Annotated in this window: 12 protein-coding genes and 1 pseudogene; 7 read left to right on the forward strand and 6 right to left on the reverse strand. The window is 22.9% G+C overall.

The annotated features are described in order from the left end of the window. Positions 1–246: 246 nt before the first annotated feature. Positions 247–906 carry a hypothetical protein gene (locus AACK95_RS01420; RefSeq protein ID WP_338980469.1) on the forward strand — a complete coding sequence of 220 codons (660 nt, stop codon included), beginning with the start codon at positions 247–249 and terminating at the stop codon, positions 904–906. 39 nt (positions 907–945) lie between these two features. Here the strand turns inward: AACK95_RS01420 and AACK95_RS01425 are convergent, their stop codons facing one another. Then, positions 946–1,896: an IS30 family transposase gene (locus AACK95_RS01425; RefSeq protein ID WP_338980470.1), complete on the reverse strand. Its 951-nt coding sequence runs from the start codon at positions 1,894–1,896 to the stop codon at positions 946–948. Positions 1,897–2,049: 153 nt separating this feature from the next. Here AACK95_RS01425 and ruvX point away from each other — a divergent pair, with 153 nt between their 5' ends. From ruvX to AACK95_RS01445, 4 genes and pseudogenes are all read left to right on the forward strand, one after another. Next, complete coding sequence (gene ruvX, locus AACK95_RS01430; RefSeq protein WP_338980471.1) at positions 2,050–2,475, forward strand: Holliday junction resolvase RuvX; 426 nt, start codon at positions 2,050–2,052, stop codon at positions 2,473–2,475. Between the two features lie 16 nt (positions 2,476–2,491). Beyond that, positions 2,492–2,833, forward strand: a complete 342-nt coding sequence (locus AACK95_RS01435; RefSeq protein ID WP_338980472.1) for a hypothetical protein — start codon at positions 2,492–2,494, stop codon at positions 2,831–2,833. Between the two features lie 82 nt (positions 2,834–2,915). Beyond that, on the forward strand, positions 2,916–4,154 hold the full coding sequence (locus AACK95_RS01440; protein WP_338980946.1) for an IS256 family transposase: 1,239 nt from the start codon (positions 2,916–2,918) through the stop codon (positions 4,152–4,154). Positions 4,155–4,185: 31 nt separating this feature from the next. After that, a pseudogene (locus tag AACK95_RS01445) lies at positions 4,186–4,449 on the forward strand (uridine kinase); the annotation flags it as partial. Positions 4,450–4,547: 98 nt separating this feature from the next. Here the strand turns inward: AACK95_RS01445 and AACK95_RS01450 are convergent. The 3 genes from AACK95_RS01450 to AACK95_RS01460 form a co-directional block, all read right to left on the reverse strand. Next, on the reverse strand, positions 4,548–4,760 hold the full coding sequence (locus AACK95_RS01450; protein ID WP_338980474.1) for a hypothetical protein: 213 nt from the start codon (positions 4,758–4,760) through the stop codon (positions 4,548–4,550). Beyond that, positions 4,761–5,711, reverse strand: coding sequence for an IS30 family transposase (locus tag AACK95_RS01455; protein WP_338980475.1), 951 nt, complete (start codon positions 5,709–5,711; stop codon positions 4,761–4,763). 278 nt (positions 5,712–5,989) lie between these two features. Further along, positions 5,990–9,058 (reverse strand): DNA polymerase III subunit alpha, encoded by a 3,069-nt coding sequence (locus AACK95_RS01460; RefSeq protein ID WP_338980476.1) that lies wholly within the window; start codon positions 9,056–9,058, stop codon positions 5,990–5,992. Between the two features lie 366 nt (positions 9,059–9,424). Here AACK95_RS01460 and AACK95_RS01465 point away from each other — a divergent pair, with 366 nt between their 5' ends. Both AACK95_RS01465 and AACK95_RS01470 read left to right on the forward strand, forming a co-directional pair. Further along, on the forward strand, positions 9,425–10,147 hold the full coding sequence (locus AACK95_RS01465; protein ID WP_338980477.1) for an ankyrin repeat domain-containing protein: 723 nt from the start codon (positions 9,425–9,427) through the stop codon (positions 10,145–10,147). A 142-nt stretch (positions 10,148–10,289) separates the two neighbouring features. Next, positions 10,290–11,528, forward strand: a complete 1,239-nt coding sequence (locus AACK95_RS01470; RefSeq protein ID WP_338980948.1) for an IS256 family transposase — start codon at positions 10,290–10,292, stop codon at positions 11,526–11,528. Between the two features lie 106 nt (positions 11,529–11,634). Here the strand turns inward: AACK95_RS01470 and thiI are convergent, their stop codons facing one another. Both thiI and AACK95_RS01480 read right to left on the reverse strand, forming a co-directional pair. Then, a complete protein-coding gene (gene thiI, locus AACK95_RS01475; RefSeq protein ID WP_338980478.1) occupies positions 11,635–12,807 on the reverse strand; it encodes a tRNA uracil 4-sulfurtransferase ThiI in 1,173 nt (390 codons plus the stop codon). 23 nt (positions 12,808–12,830) lie between these two features. Then, positions 12,831–14,525 (reverse strand): hypothetical protein, encoded by a 1,695-nt coding sequence (locus AACK95_RS01480; RefSeq protein ID WP_338980479.1) that lies wholly within the window; start codon positions 14,523–14,525, stop codon positions 12,831–12,833. Positions 14,526–14,560: the final 35 nt, after the last annotated feature.

Below are 14,560 nucleotides of genomic sequence, written 5' to 3' on the forward strand. Positions count from 1 at the left end.
TCTCCTTACTAACTTAAAACATTGTTTTTTGCAACTTAGGGGTGACCCTTTCACATATTCAAAAATTTGTAAAATACACTTAATAAATATTTATTTTTTATTATGTCTATGTATAATTAAGATTAAATATCAATATCATATTTCATGTTATTTGAAAGGAAAATTAAATTGAGTCAAAATGAAGTATTTAGTTGAATAGGTGTTATTTCTGGTTCTAGCTTACTTATTTCTTTTATATTACTTTTAATGTTTTTACTAATAAAATTTTTATTAAATTATAAACAAAAAAACAAAGTTAAAAGAATACTTTCTTCAAATGATTTTAGTCAAATCATAGGAACGAAAAAAGAATTAAAAATAAAACTAAGAAAATATTTTAAAGAAATATTTATTAGAGATGTTGATATAAATTTATTTAAAAAATTTCTAAAATCAGAAAGTGGAATTAATAAAAAACCAACAAAAATTGCCTGAAATTTTTTTATAATTTTGACAAGTTCAATATTAGTAAATAAATCCGAAGGAAGAGTTTCTGAAGCAATTAAAAGTATTAAAAATACTTTTGATGAAAGTAAACAATTATTATTAACTTCCGATAACAATAACTTAGTAACAGATGTAATTTTAAAAATTATGAATTTAAAAATCAGACCAATCTTAATTGCTAGTAGATCACTAACAAAAATAGACACTAATGGTAATTTCATCATTAATGATGAAAATTTAAGCAAAGAAGAAATCGAAGATTTTTGAAAACAAATTGATAAAGTTAGAAAAGATTTAATAGAAAACAAATACTTATATTTTATTTCAATACTTTCACTTTCAACTGCAACTAATGAACAACTCAAAAAATTATTAAACTACACAAATCAGTATAAAATACATAAAAAAGAAGCATTATAACAATAATTTTTTTAAGCTAAATTGTAAAGGTAAGTGCAACTAAATTATTTTTCTATCCAAATATTCGATTGGTGAAAGATAATTTAATATTTTTCTCGGTCTTTGATTTAAAGATAATATAAATTTATGAACTTCATTTTTATTAGTTTTTGAAAAAATAAATTTTTTAGGAAATTTTTCTCTAATTAAACCATTAGTATTTTCATTAGTACCTCTTTGTCAAGGTGAATATGGATTGGCAAAATAAATTTTTACATCTAAATTTTTTTCAAGTTGTTGTCAATTTAAAAATTCTTTGCCACGATCAAAAGTAATAGTTTTAACAATGTTTTTAGGAAGAATTGATAAATAATAACTGACATTTTTATTAATAACTTTAGTAGTTCTGTTTTTAACTAATATTGCTAAAGTAAATCGTGATACTCTTTCAACTAAAGTTATTAAACATGATTTGCTTTTGCCTCTTGATGATACTATAGTATCTCCTTCTCAATGACCAAGTGTTATACGATCATTAACATTTATATCTCGTTCTTTAATTGATTTACCATTAAACTTGGCACGATTTTCTTTAGATTTTCGTTTTTTACCTTTTCTTCTTAAATTTTTACTAGTAACTTTATCAAGCATTCCAAAATAAATTCAAGTATAAATTGTTTTAAAACTAATAACTCACTCTTTATGAAAATTTTTAATTCTGCCATAAATTTGTTCAGGTGATCAACCTAATAGTAATTTTTGTTGTACATATTTTACTAAATTCTTATTTTTAAACTTATGAAAACTAATATGTGATTGTTTTCGATTTTCAGCTTTATTTTGTGCAATTAATGAAAAATAATGATTATTATCTTTATTTCTATTAATTTCTCGAATAATAGTACTAATACTTCGATTAAGATTTTTAGCTATTTCACTAATTTTAAATTTAAATTTCAATTGATTCTCAATATAAATCCTTTCATCTATGCCAAGATGTTTATAACTCATATAAAAACTCCTTACTTTTTTCTAAACTAAATTTAGCATTATGAAATTTTTATATGAGAATTTTTTGCAATTTTATTTACTTGCACTTACAAGTATAATTCAGCAAATTAATATATTATTAAAATTAAAAAAAATATTAAGTATAATAAAATTATGAAATATTTAGGCATTGATTTAGGTAGTAAAACATTAGGGCTTGCTCGTGGTGAAGGAAAAATTGCTTTTTCTTGAAAAACTATTCGTTTCCCAGAGCATGATTTTAATAATGCTATTATCCAACTCCAAAATGCTATTAAAGAATATGATGCTGATATTCTTGTTTTTGGTTACCCTTTAAACATGGATAGCACAGTCAGCCTCAGAGCAAAAATTGTTTTAAATTTTATTGATAAATTTAAATTAACACAAAATAATGATAAACTAAATATTGTTTTACAAGATGAAAGAAGAACTACCTATTCTTCGCAGCAAATATTAATTAAATCTAATGTTTCTTCAAATAAAAGAAAACAAGTTAAAGATCAATTGGCTGCTGCTATTATTTTACAATCATACTTTGATAAAATAACTCAATCTTAAATTTTAGGAGATAAATGTGAAATATAAAAAAATTAATTTAATCGCTATCGCTGGCGGCAGTGCTTCAGGAAAAATAACAGTAGCAGAAAAAATTACTGAAGCTTGTAATAAAAAAAATGTCATTTTTGTACAAATGGATAATTATTATCATGACCTTAGTAACTTAAAAGTTGAAGAAAGAAAAAAAACTAATTTAGAACAATTATTACTTGGCAATGCTATTGAAGAGCCTATTTATGATTTTAAAATCAATAGTCGCAGTAAAAACACTGAGATTATTGGTCCGGGTGATGTTATCATTCTGGATGGTATTTTTGCTTTAGAAAATCCTATTATTCGTGAATTAGGTAATGTTTAGTAATCTGTGTAACTTACAAAAATAACTATGTTTAATTAATTCTAGTAAATATAATTAAATGACTAGAAAGAGTGAGTTACAGATGGCTAAAAAAGATAACTTTAATAATAATGATCCAATATCAAAAGCAGTAGATTTATTATTAGAAAATACTGAAGATTTAACAACAGTTTTTAAAGAAGGGGGTTTATATAAAGAATTAACAAAACGTTTAGTTGAAAAAATGTTGAATTCTGAGATGCAAAATTATTTAGGATATGAAAAAAATCAACATAGTAATAGTGACAATGCTCGTAATGGTATAAGTTCAAAAAAATTAATAACTCAACAAGGTAAAATTGAGATTGATGTACCACGAGATCGTAATAGTAATTTTACTCCTGTAATAGTGCCAAAAAGACAGAGAAGATTTGATGGTTTTGATCAACAAGTTCTTTCCTTATATGCAAAAGGTATGACATTATCAGATATTAGAATGCAGTTACAAGAGTTATATCATGGTGCTGATATTAGTGAAAGTGTTATTAGTCAAATTACTGATGATGTGATTGATGATGTCAAAGCATGACAAAATAGACCATTAGAAGGCATTTATCCCATTGTTTATTTTGATTGTATAGTAGTTAAAGTACGACAAGATAAACGCATTATTAACAAATCAGTTTATATAGCTTTAGGTGTTGATTTAGAAGGTAAAAAAGATGTTTTAGGTTTATGAATTAGTGAAAATGAAGGCGCTAAATTTTGATTAGCAAATTTCACAGAAATGAAAAATCGTGGCTTAAATGATATTCTTATTGCTTGTAGTGACAACTTAACAGGCATGTCAGAAGCAATACAATCAGTTTATCCTAAAACTGAACATCAATTATGTATAGTTCATCAAATCAGAAATAGTTTAAAATATGTTTCATACAAACATCGAAAATCACTAGTTACAGATTTAAAGCCAATTTATAATGCATGTAGTGAAGAACAAGCAATGCAAGCTTTAGAATTATTTGAAAGTAAATGAAATAAACACTATCCTCAAATTGTTAAATCTTGATATAAAAATTGAGATAATTTAATGATTTTTATTAGTTATCCTCCAGAAATCAAAAGAGTGATTTATACTACAAATTCTATTGAATCTGTTAATAGTCAATTACGAAAAGTCATCAGAAATAAAAAAGTTTTTCCAAATGATATGGCAGTTTTCAAAATATTTTATTTAGCAATTGAAAATATAACAAAAAAATGAACAATGCCCATTCAAAATTGAAATACAGCAATTGCTCATTTTATGATAAAATTTAAAGATAGAATTAATCTGAACTAGTACTTTGCAAAACAAAGATACACAGATTATTAAAAAACCTCGTGAATTATCTACTATCAAAATTTTTGTTGATACTAATAGTGATACTAGACTACTAAGAAGAATTAAACGAGATGTTAGTTTTAGAAATCGTACTCTTGACAGTGTTTTACAACAATATGCATTAACTGTTAAACCTATGCATGATGCTTTTGTTGAACCAACTAAACGTTATGCTGATATTATTATTCCTTTTGATTTTCATAATACTGTAGCTATTGATATTATTGCTACTAAAATTAAAGCAATTATTTAATAATTGCTTTAAGCTTTAATTTTTAAAATAACAATAAAATGCATCTTTAAGATGCATTTTTAAATTGTTTTTTATTGTTTTTTAAGTTAACAAGAAGATTATCAACTTAAATAATCAATTTTATTTTCATTTAAAAAAGATAAAATATTAAATTTCTGTATTTGCATTATTTGTTCATAAACACTATTTTTTATTTCATATTTTTTTTCTATACTATCAATATTTAAAACTTCAATTACTGTATTTCCATTTTCATGTGTTACTAAACCAAGTTCATTATTTAAATTGCTAAATTGTAAAGGTAAGTGCAACTAAATTATTTTTCTATCCAAATATTCGATTGGTGAAAGATAATTTAATATTTTTCTCGGTCTTTGATTTAAAGACAATATAAATTTATGAACTTCATTTTTATTAGTTTTTGAAAAAATAAATTTTTTAGGAAATTTTTCTCTAATTAAACCATTAGTATTTTCATTAGTACCTCTTTGTCAAGGTGAATATGGATTGGCAAAATAAATTTTTACATCTAAATTTTTTTCAAGTTGTTGTCAATTTGAAAATTCTTTGCCACGATCAAAAGTAATAGTTTTAACAATATTTTTAGGAAGAATTGATAAATAATAACTGACATTTTTATTAATAACTTTAGTAGTTCTGTTTTTAACTAATATTGCTAAAGTAAATCGTGATACTCTTTCAACTAAAGTTATTAAACATGATTTGCTTTTGCCTCTTGATGATACTATAGTATCTCCTTCTCAATGACCAAGTGTTATACGATCATTAACATTTATATCTCGTTCTTTAATTGATTTATCATTAAACTTGCCACAATTTTCTTTAGATTTTCGTTTTTTACCTTTTCTTCTTAAATTTTTACTAGTAACTTTATCAAGCATTCCAAAATAAATTCAAGTATAAATTGTTTTAAAACTAATAACTCACTCTTTATGAAAATTTTTAATTCTGCCATAAATTTGTTCAGGTGATCAACCTAATAGTAATTTTTGTTGTACATATTTTACTAAATTCTTATTTTTAAACTTATGAAAACTAATATGTGATTGTTTTTGATTTTCAGCTTTATTTTGTGCAATTAATGAAAAATAATGATTATTATCTTTATTTCTATTAATTTCTCGAATAATAGTACTAATACTTCGATTAAGATTTTTAGCTATTTCAATAATTTTAAATTTAAATTTCAATTGATTCTCAATATAAATCCTTTCATCTATGCCAAGATGTTTATAACTCATATAAAAACTCCTTACTTTTTTCTAAACTAAATTTAGCATTATGAAATTTTTATATGAGAATTTTTTGCAATTTTATTTACTTGCACTTACAAGTATAATTCAGCAAATAAAAAAAGTAGATAATAACTTTTGAGATGCTATTGAAAATTGTGAAATTATTAATAATTACTATGTTCATTAATTTTTTATTTATTATTAGAAATTAAAGTAAGAAATTTAAAAACTATTAATTATATTTATTATTTAATATAGTAAGCATATAATTTTATCTATGCTTACTATAAATTTTTAATTACTCTTGATAAAATTAACTGAATATTATCATTATAAATTTCTACCTTTCCTTCCATTAAAATTACTTTATTAACTTGTAAATATTCTTGGTATATTTGATATAACTTTTCAAAAACCGTTACTTCAATAACATTACTATCATTTTGCATTTCAAAAAAAGCCATTAATTTTTTAGTTTTAGTTTTAATTACTCTAATATTATTGATAACTCCATATACTCTAACATGTTGATCAACATAATTATTAATATATGCTAAATCAATAGCTTTATTATGAGGATCTAATTGCTCTTTTCATAGTAATTTAGGATTATATTTTAAATAAAGTCCTAATGCACGATGTTCATTAATACTATTATTATTTCAATCATCTTCTCTTTGTAACATAATTGGTTTAGCAATTAAATTAAAATTTAATGATAATTCGCCACTAGTTTCATTTTTTACCTGCACCATATTGGCATATTCTAATGCAGCATCCAAGTTTAATAATAACATTGTTCGATTTGATTGAATATCATCTAAAGCACCAGCAGCAATTAAATGTTCAATGTTTTTACGATTCAAACCAATAAATATTGCTCGAGCACAAAAGTTAAAAAAATCTTGAAAAAATCCATTACTAGTACGTTCTTTAATAAGATTACTACAACTACCTTGACTCATTTGCTTAATTGCTTGTAAACTATAACGAATAGCTTTTTTAGCACCATCAATTAAAAAATCAATGTCAGAAAATTGAATTGATGGTGGTAAAACTTTAATTTGATATTTTTGACATTCATTCAAATATTGTAACATTTTTTGATCATTACCAATAACGCTACTTAATAACGACACCATAAATGCCAATGGATAATTTGCTTTTAAATAAACTAAATAATAACTAATTAATGAATAAGCGACAGCATGAGATCGATTAAATCCATAACCAGCAAATTTTTCAATATCTTCTCATATTTTCTTAACAACTCTTAGTGAATAACCTCTATTAACAGCACTTTTAATAAATGAGTTTGCTTGTTCTTTCATAACTATAGTATCTTTTTTACTAATTGCACGACGAATTAAATCAGCTTTTCCTAATGAATAACCAGCAACTTTCTGTAAAATTAATAATATTTGTTCTTGATAAATAATAATGCCATAAGTTGATGCTAAATAAGGTTTTAAATCTTCATGAATATACGTAACTTTTTGTTTTCCTAATTTACGATTAATATAATCTTGAATGTACTCTTGTGGTCCAGGACGAAATAAAGAAGAACTAGCAATAATATCTTCTAAGTTATCAACTTTCATTTTAATTAAAATTTGACGCATTCCTGAAGATTCCAATTGAAAAATACCGGTTGTATCACCATTTTTAATAATGTTAAAACTTTTTTCATCATTTAAAGGAATTTGAGATAATTTTAAATTTAAAAAATAATGTTTACTTACTTGTTGTAAAATATTTTGCAAAATAGTTAAATTACGTAATCCTAAAATATCCATTTTTATCAAACCAAGAGTTTCTAGGGTTTGCATTGGAAATTGCGTTTGATAAATACCTTGAAATCCTAATTGTAATGGAATAGCAGTAACTAACGGTGCTCTTGTAATAACGATTCCTGCTGCATGAGTACTAGTTTGTCGTGGAAAACCAAGAATTTCTTTGGTTAAAATAAACAATAAAGGATACTTATTTGCATATCATGCTAATTTTGGTGATTGTTTAATAGCCATATCTATTTCAAAATTATATTGAATTGGTATTAATTTTGTCATTTCATTAATATCTTCAATATTAACTTGAAAAACTCTTCCCAAATCACGAATTGCCATTTTACTAGCAATTGTTTGAAAAGTAACAATATATGCAACATATTCTTTGCCATATTTTTGATGAATATAATTAATAACTTCATCTCTTCTTGTATCTTCAAAATCGATATCAATGTCTGGTAATGATATTCGTTCTGGATTTAAAAATCTTTCAAAAATTAAATTATAAGCAATAGGATCAACACCAGTAATTCCTAAAACATATGCCACTAAACTACCAGCAACACTTCCTCTACCTGGTCCAACCATTATATTCTTACTTTTTGCAAATTTAACATAATCATTAACAATTAAAAAATAATCAGCAAAACCCATTTCATTAATTACTTGTAATTCATATAAAACTCTTTTAACGTATGTTTCAGGAATTTCACGACTTTGAAAATGCGCTTCTAATCCCTGCTTACATAATTCTTGCAAATATAAATTACTAGTAAGATTATTAGGGCAAGTAAATTTTGGTAAACTTAATTCTGCACTATTTGGCTTATTTTTAGGAAATTTTAAATTACATAATCAAATAACCTTTTCAATATTTTCAATAATTTCATTTGGATAATGTTGCATTAAATCTTGTTTAGTTTTATATAAAAACTCATTACTTTTTGATAAATCTTCTGATTTTAATGTTTTTTGTTCTTTAATAGCTTGTAAAATTTGATAAGTACGATGTTGTTTTTCATCTAAATATAAAACCAAATCAATTGGAATAATATTAGATGTAATCGATTTTAATAAAGTAATATTATCCATATCACTAGGTACTAAACCAAAATAAACTAATTCATGACCTGTTGAATTTAAAATATCATAATTATTTTTAATATATCTAATATTTTTATTATTAGCATGAATAATAACTAAAACTTCACGTGTTTGATTAAGATATTTTTTTACATCATTAGTAGTAACAATATTATTATTAGTACTAATAATAGTAGAAAGCTCTATTAATCTTTGATAACCAGCATATGAAGTTGCCATAATAGTTAATTCAACTTTATCAGTAGCACTTTCTCAAACACAATTTAAACCAATTAATGGTTTAATATCATTCTCTATACATAAATTACAAAATTCATAAGCACCATACATTATATTTTTATCTACTAAAGATAGAACTTTTAAATTATTTTTTTTAGCAAATTCAATATAATCACTTATTTTAATAGTTGATGAAAGAAATGAATAATTAGAACGAACATTTAAATTAACTATATATTTCATACTATCCCTTACAATTCTTGAATGACTTATATTACAAGTTAATTTTAACATCATTTTATCTTGCTAGGTTATTCTTAAGTTATTGTTTTTAATACAAAACTATTTAAAACACTTAAAATCAACTTTTTTAGAAATAAAATAAAAAAATAAATTTTATTTCTAAAATTTATATTAAAAAAGAAAAAATAAACATTATTTTTTTCAATAATTAATAATTAATAATTTGGGAAAAATTTTAATATATTTTTTTACATATTAAAACCAATAATATGTTAAAATCTGCATAAACTTAATACAAGTTTTCAACTTATTACTTCATTTTAAAGTAAGTGAGTTTGTTATTTTTAATCAAATAAGGAGAAAAAAATGGATATTCAAAATATTAATTTAATAAAAGCTGCTAAAATCGGTGATCTACAAGTAATTAAAAAAATAATTAAAAATAGTGGCAATGTTAATTATATATGCGATGATATAACCGCTTTAATATGAGCAGCGCAAAATGGTCATTTAGATGTAGTTAACATCTTAATAGATAATGGTGTTAATATTTATCATGTAGTTAAAAATAGACCTGATCCTTGAATATTAAATAATATTAATGGACAAATAATTATAGCCAAATATTTAAAAACAAATGGTTATTATAACTATGCTAATCTTTTACTAGATACCATTGAAAATGGTGATACAGCTTTAACAATAGCTGCTAAAAACAAACACCCAAAAATAGTTGAAAGATTAGCCTATGAAATTTATGAACAAGAAATAAAGCAACGATATAAATTTGGATTACCTACTATTCTTAATGTTACAACCAATAAAAATAATTTTGAAGTTAAATCTCTTCAAGAATTAGCAAATGAAGTACAAAAAATAACAACCAATATTGACTTTAGAGAACCAAATCCATATCAAAAATTACAAATAAATTTAAAACTTGCTCAATTAGAAATTGATAAGAAAAAAATAAATGAAATCAATAAAAGAATTGAAAAAACAAAATTATTAGTAAATGAAATAAATGCAATTGATTTACAAAATCAACCTTCAACAAGTAATCAAAATACTTATTGTAATATTTTATAGTTTACTATTAAAAAATAACAAAAAGAGTGAAACTTCACTCTTTTTTTAGGTAATGTTTAGTAATCTGTGTAACTTACAAAAATAACTATGTTTAATTAATTCTAGTAAATATAATTAAATGACTAGAAAGAGTGAGTTACAGATGGCTAAAAAAGATAACTTTAATAATAATGATCCAATATCAAAAGCAGTAGATTTATTATTAGAAAATACTGAAGATTTAACAACAGTTTTTAAAGAAGGGGGTTTATATAAAGAATTAACAAAACGTTTAGTTGAAAAAATGTTGAATTCTGAGATGCAAAATTATTTAGGATATGAAAAAAATCAACATAGTAATAGTGACAATGCTCGTAATGGTATAAGTTCAAAAAAATTAATAACTCAACAAGGTAAAATTGAGATTGATGTACCACGAGATCGTAATAGTAATTTTACTCCTGTAATAGTGCCAAAAAGACAGAGAAGATTTGATGGTTTTGATCAACAAGTTCTTTCCTTATATGCAAAAGGTATGACATTATCAGATATTAGAATGCAGTTACAAGAGTTATATCATGGTGCTGATATTAGTGAAAGTGTTATTAGTCAAATTACTGATGATGTGATTGATGATGTCAAAGCATGACAAAATAGACCATTAGAAGGCATTTATCCCATTGTTTATTTTGATTGTATAGTAGTTAAAGTATGACAAGATAAACGCATTATTAACAAATCAGTTTATATAGCTTTAGGTGTTGATTTAGAAGGTAAAAAAGATGTTTTAGGTTTATGAATTAGTGAAAATGAAGGCACTAAATTTTGATTAGCAAATTTCACAGAAATGAAAAATCGTGGCTTAAATGATATTCTTATTGCTTGTAGTGACAACTTAACAGGCATGTCAGAAGCAATACAATCAGTTTATCCTAAAACTGAACATCAATTATGTATAGTTCATCAAATCAGAAATAGTTTAAAATATGTTTCATACAAACATCGAAAATCACTAGTTACAGATTTAAAGCCAATTTATAATGCATGTAGTGAAGAACAAGCAATGCAGGCTTTAGAATCATTTGAAAGTAAATGAAATAAACACTATCCTCAAATTGCTAAATCTTGATATAAAAATTGAGATAATTTAATGATTTTTATTAGTTATCCTCCAGAAATCAAAAGAGTGATTTATACTACAAATTCTATTGAATCTGTTAATAGTCAATTACGAAAAGTCATCAGAAATAAAAAAGTTTTTCCAAATGATATGGCAGTTTTCAAAATATTTTACTTAGCAATTGAAAATATAACAAAAAAATGAACAATGCCCATTCAAAATTGAAATACAGCAATTGCTCATTTTATGATAAAATTTGAAGACAGAATTAATCTGAACTAGTACTTTGCAAAACAAAGATACACAGATTGTTAAAAAACCTCTTTTTTTATATTTAAAGTAAATAAACTGTAATTTATTAAAACTATTAAATTATTAATAAATTTATTTATATTTTTTCAATATCTTTAAAACTATTTATTAAAATTTGTTCTCAATCAATTATTTGCTTTAAATCATTTTCTAAAAGTTCACATTCTTTAATCTTTGGTTGTGTAACAGGGTTTTTGGGAACAAATAATGAACAACAATCAGCGAATGGTAAAATTGATGTTTCATAAGTACCAATTTTTTTAGCAAGATTAATAATATCAACTTTATCTTCGGCAATTAAACTACGCAAAATTGGTAAATTGCTAACAATATTAATAGCATTAATACTTGCTAATGTTTGTGAAGCAACCTGACTAATCGCTTCACCGGTTGCTAATGCTTGAATTTTATATTTTTCTGCAAATAAACTAGCAATTCTAATAAACATTCTACGCATTAAAGTAATACGATAACTTTCTTTCTTAATATGACTTAATTCATTTTGCAAGTTAGTAAAATTGCAAATATATAAATTTTTACTACCAGCATTATAAGGTGCTAAAATTTGAACTAAAGTTTCTACTTTTTTTAATGCTGTTGGTAAAGTAAAAGGTGGAATAGCAAAATGTAAATATTGAACTTGTAATCCTCGTTTCATTAATTTATATGCTGCTACAGGGGAATCAATACCACCGCTCAATAATAATAACACTTTCCCTGAACTACCTACTGGAAATCCACCAGCACCAATAATTTTATTTGCAAATAAATAAATATCATCCTTATTAACTTTGATATTTATTTTTAAATCAGGATTAGTAACATTAACTTTTAAATCTGTTTTTTTTAAAATTATAGAAGCTATAATTTTAACTATTTGTTCTGAATTTAATGAAAAACTCTTATCACTACGACTAACAAAAAGTTTAAATGTTTTAAAATTTGTTAGATCTTGACTTAAAATTAATGATATTACTTTTTCTGATAATATTTCCATATTTTTAGCAATTCTAAAAGCAGGTGATAATGAACTAATACCAAATATTTTCACCAAAATATTAATAACATCATTCATTACGTCAAGAGATAAATTAGTTAGTTCCATCCGATCATGAAAATGAATAATATTTATTTGTTTATAATCACTAAGAGCATACTTAATATTTATTTTTAATTGTTTAATAAAATCAATCCGATTTTTACTTTTAGTTGTTAATTCACCATAACGAATAATAATAATTGGTACCATTTAAATTTCCTCTTTTTTAAAATTTATTCCATTAATTCCAATAATAATGTTAATGCTTTTTGATTATGATTATTAGTGATATTATTTTCAATTTCATTAAATTTACTATTAAGTTGCTGATTAATTGAACGATGACGATTAGCATAAACAAGAGTTAAATGTGATAATTTATGAATAGTAATTTCCATTTTTAATTCAGTATAAAGATGAAAAATTTTATTTTGTAAATCATTAAATTTACTAAAAGAAGAATTATCATAATTTCCATTTTTAAAATTTAAAATAGTATCATTTATTAAATATTGTAAATCACTAAACTTTTCTTTATAAATTTCATTTAAATAATAAAAATTAATATTATTTAAAATATTATCAATTTGTAACATCATTGAATTGATTTTATCAACATAAGTTTTAAATTTAATTTTTGCTTTATTTTGTTCATTCAACAATTTATTATACTCTTTTAAACTATTAAAAACAACAATACTATTTTCAAATAACGCCGCTAATAACATCACTAATGTTTCATAACTAGTATTTTTTATTGATTTTTGATGTTCTATGATTAATAAATTATCAAAATCATTAACAGTAGCAAGTTGTTTATTAATAATAGTTTCTAAGTTAGTTATTTTGCTATTTTCTATCATTTTAGAATTAATTTTATTTGAAAGAGCAATTTCATTTTTAATAGTTTCAAATATTTCATTAAAATTAAAACTCATAACTAAAAATTTTTCATAATTTTGTTTAAAAATATTATAAAATATTTGTTCTTTATCAATTTTATTACTAAAAGTGGCAATTAATTTTAATATTTCTTGAGTGTTAACCTTAGCTTTTTTGTATTGTAAATTATTAATTTGTTTATTAATAAAACTTAACTTTTCATCAACGTTTGCTACTAATTGTTCGTATTGTAAAAGTAAAGTATTATTTATTTTTATCATTTGATATTTATTTTTTAAGGCCGCCATTTTTTGTTTAATTTCATATGTTATAATATAACCAAGTGTTGGTAAATTATCTAAAATTTCTGCCAATGTTACAACAGCAATCGCAATCTCACTTAAAATAGTAATAATTTGACTAACATTAATAGCATTAATATTTGTTTCTAATTCTTTAAACATATCATTAATTATTTTAATAACTTCATCTAATTGTTCTCGATTAAGATCATTTTGTAAATTAATCTTGATCATTTGATCTTGTAAATAATTAAAATTTTGTTTAAAAAATAATTGATATTCTCGTAATAATTGATCAATACTAATAAAATAATCTATTTCAATTGTTAATAACTGCAATTGATTTTTTAAATTATTACTTTTATTATGCATTCTATACATTAATTTATATCTTTTTCATAATTCTTTATTATTTTGTAATTTTAAAATTTGAATATATTTTTTAAAAACCTTATTTAAATCTTTTTTTAAAAAAAGATTATAACGACTAATTCAAATCCCTAAAATAGAACTATATTGTTCATTTGCTTGTACCATTTGATTAATACGATTTAATCTTTCTTTAATATTAATATTTTGAATATATTGCAAATTTTTATAAACCATAAATTGTTTATTTTTATATGAACTAAAAATTACTAATAAACTTGTTAAAACGATAATAGTAAAAATTAATAAACTAATAATAGTTATTATAATAATTTGTGCACTAGTTAATTTATAAATTTTTATTAACATCAACATAGTTTTATTCTCCTTTCCTTATATTTTAAATATAT

The organism is Spiroplasma endosymbiont of Lasioglossum malachurum (genome assembly GCF_964020065.1).
Taxonomy (GTDB): domain Bacteria; phylum Bacillota_I; class Bacilli_A; order Mycoplasmatales; family VBWQ01; genus Spiroplasma_E.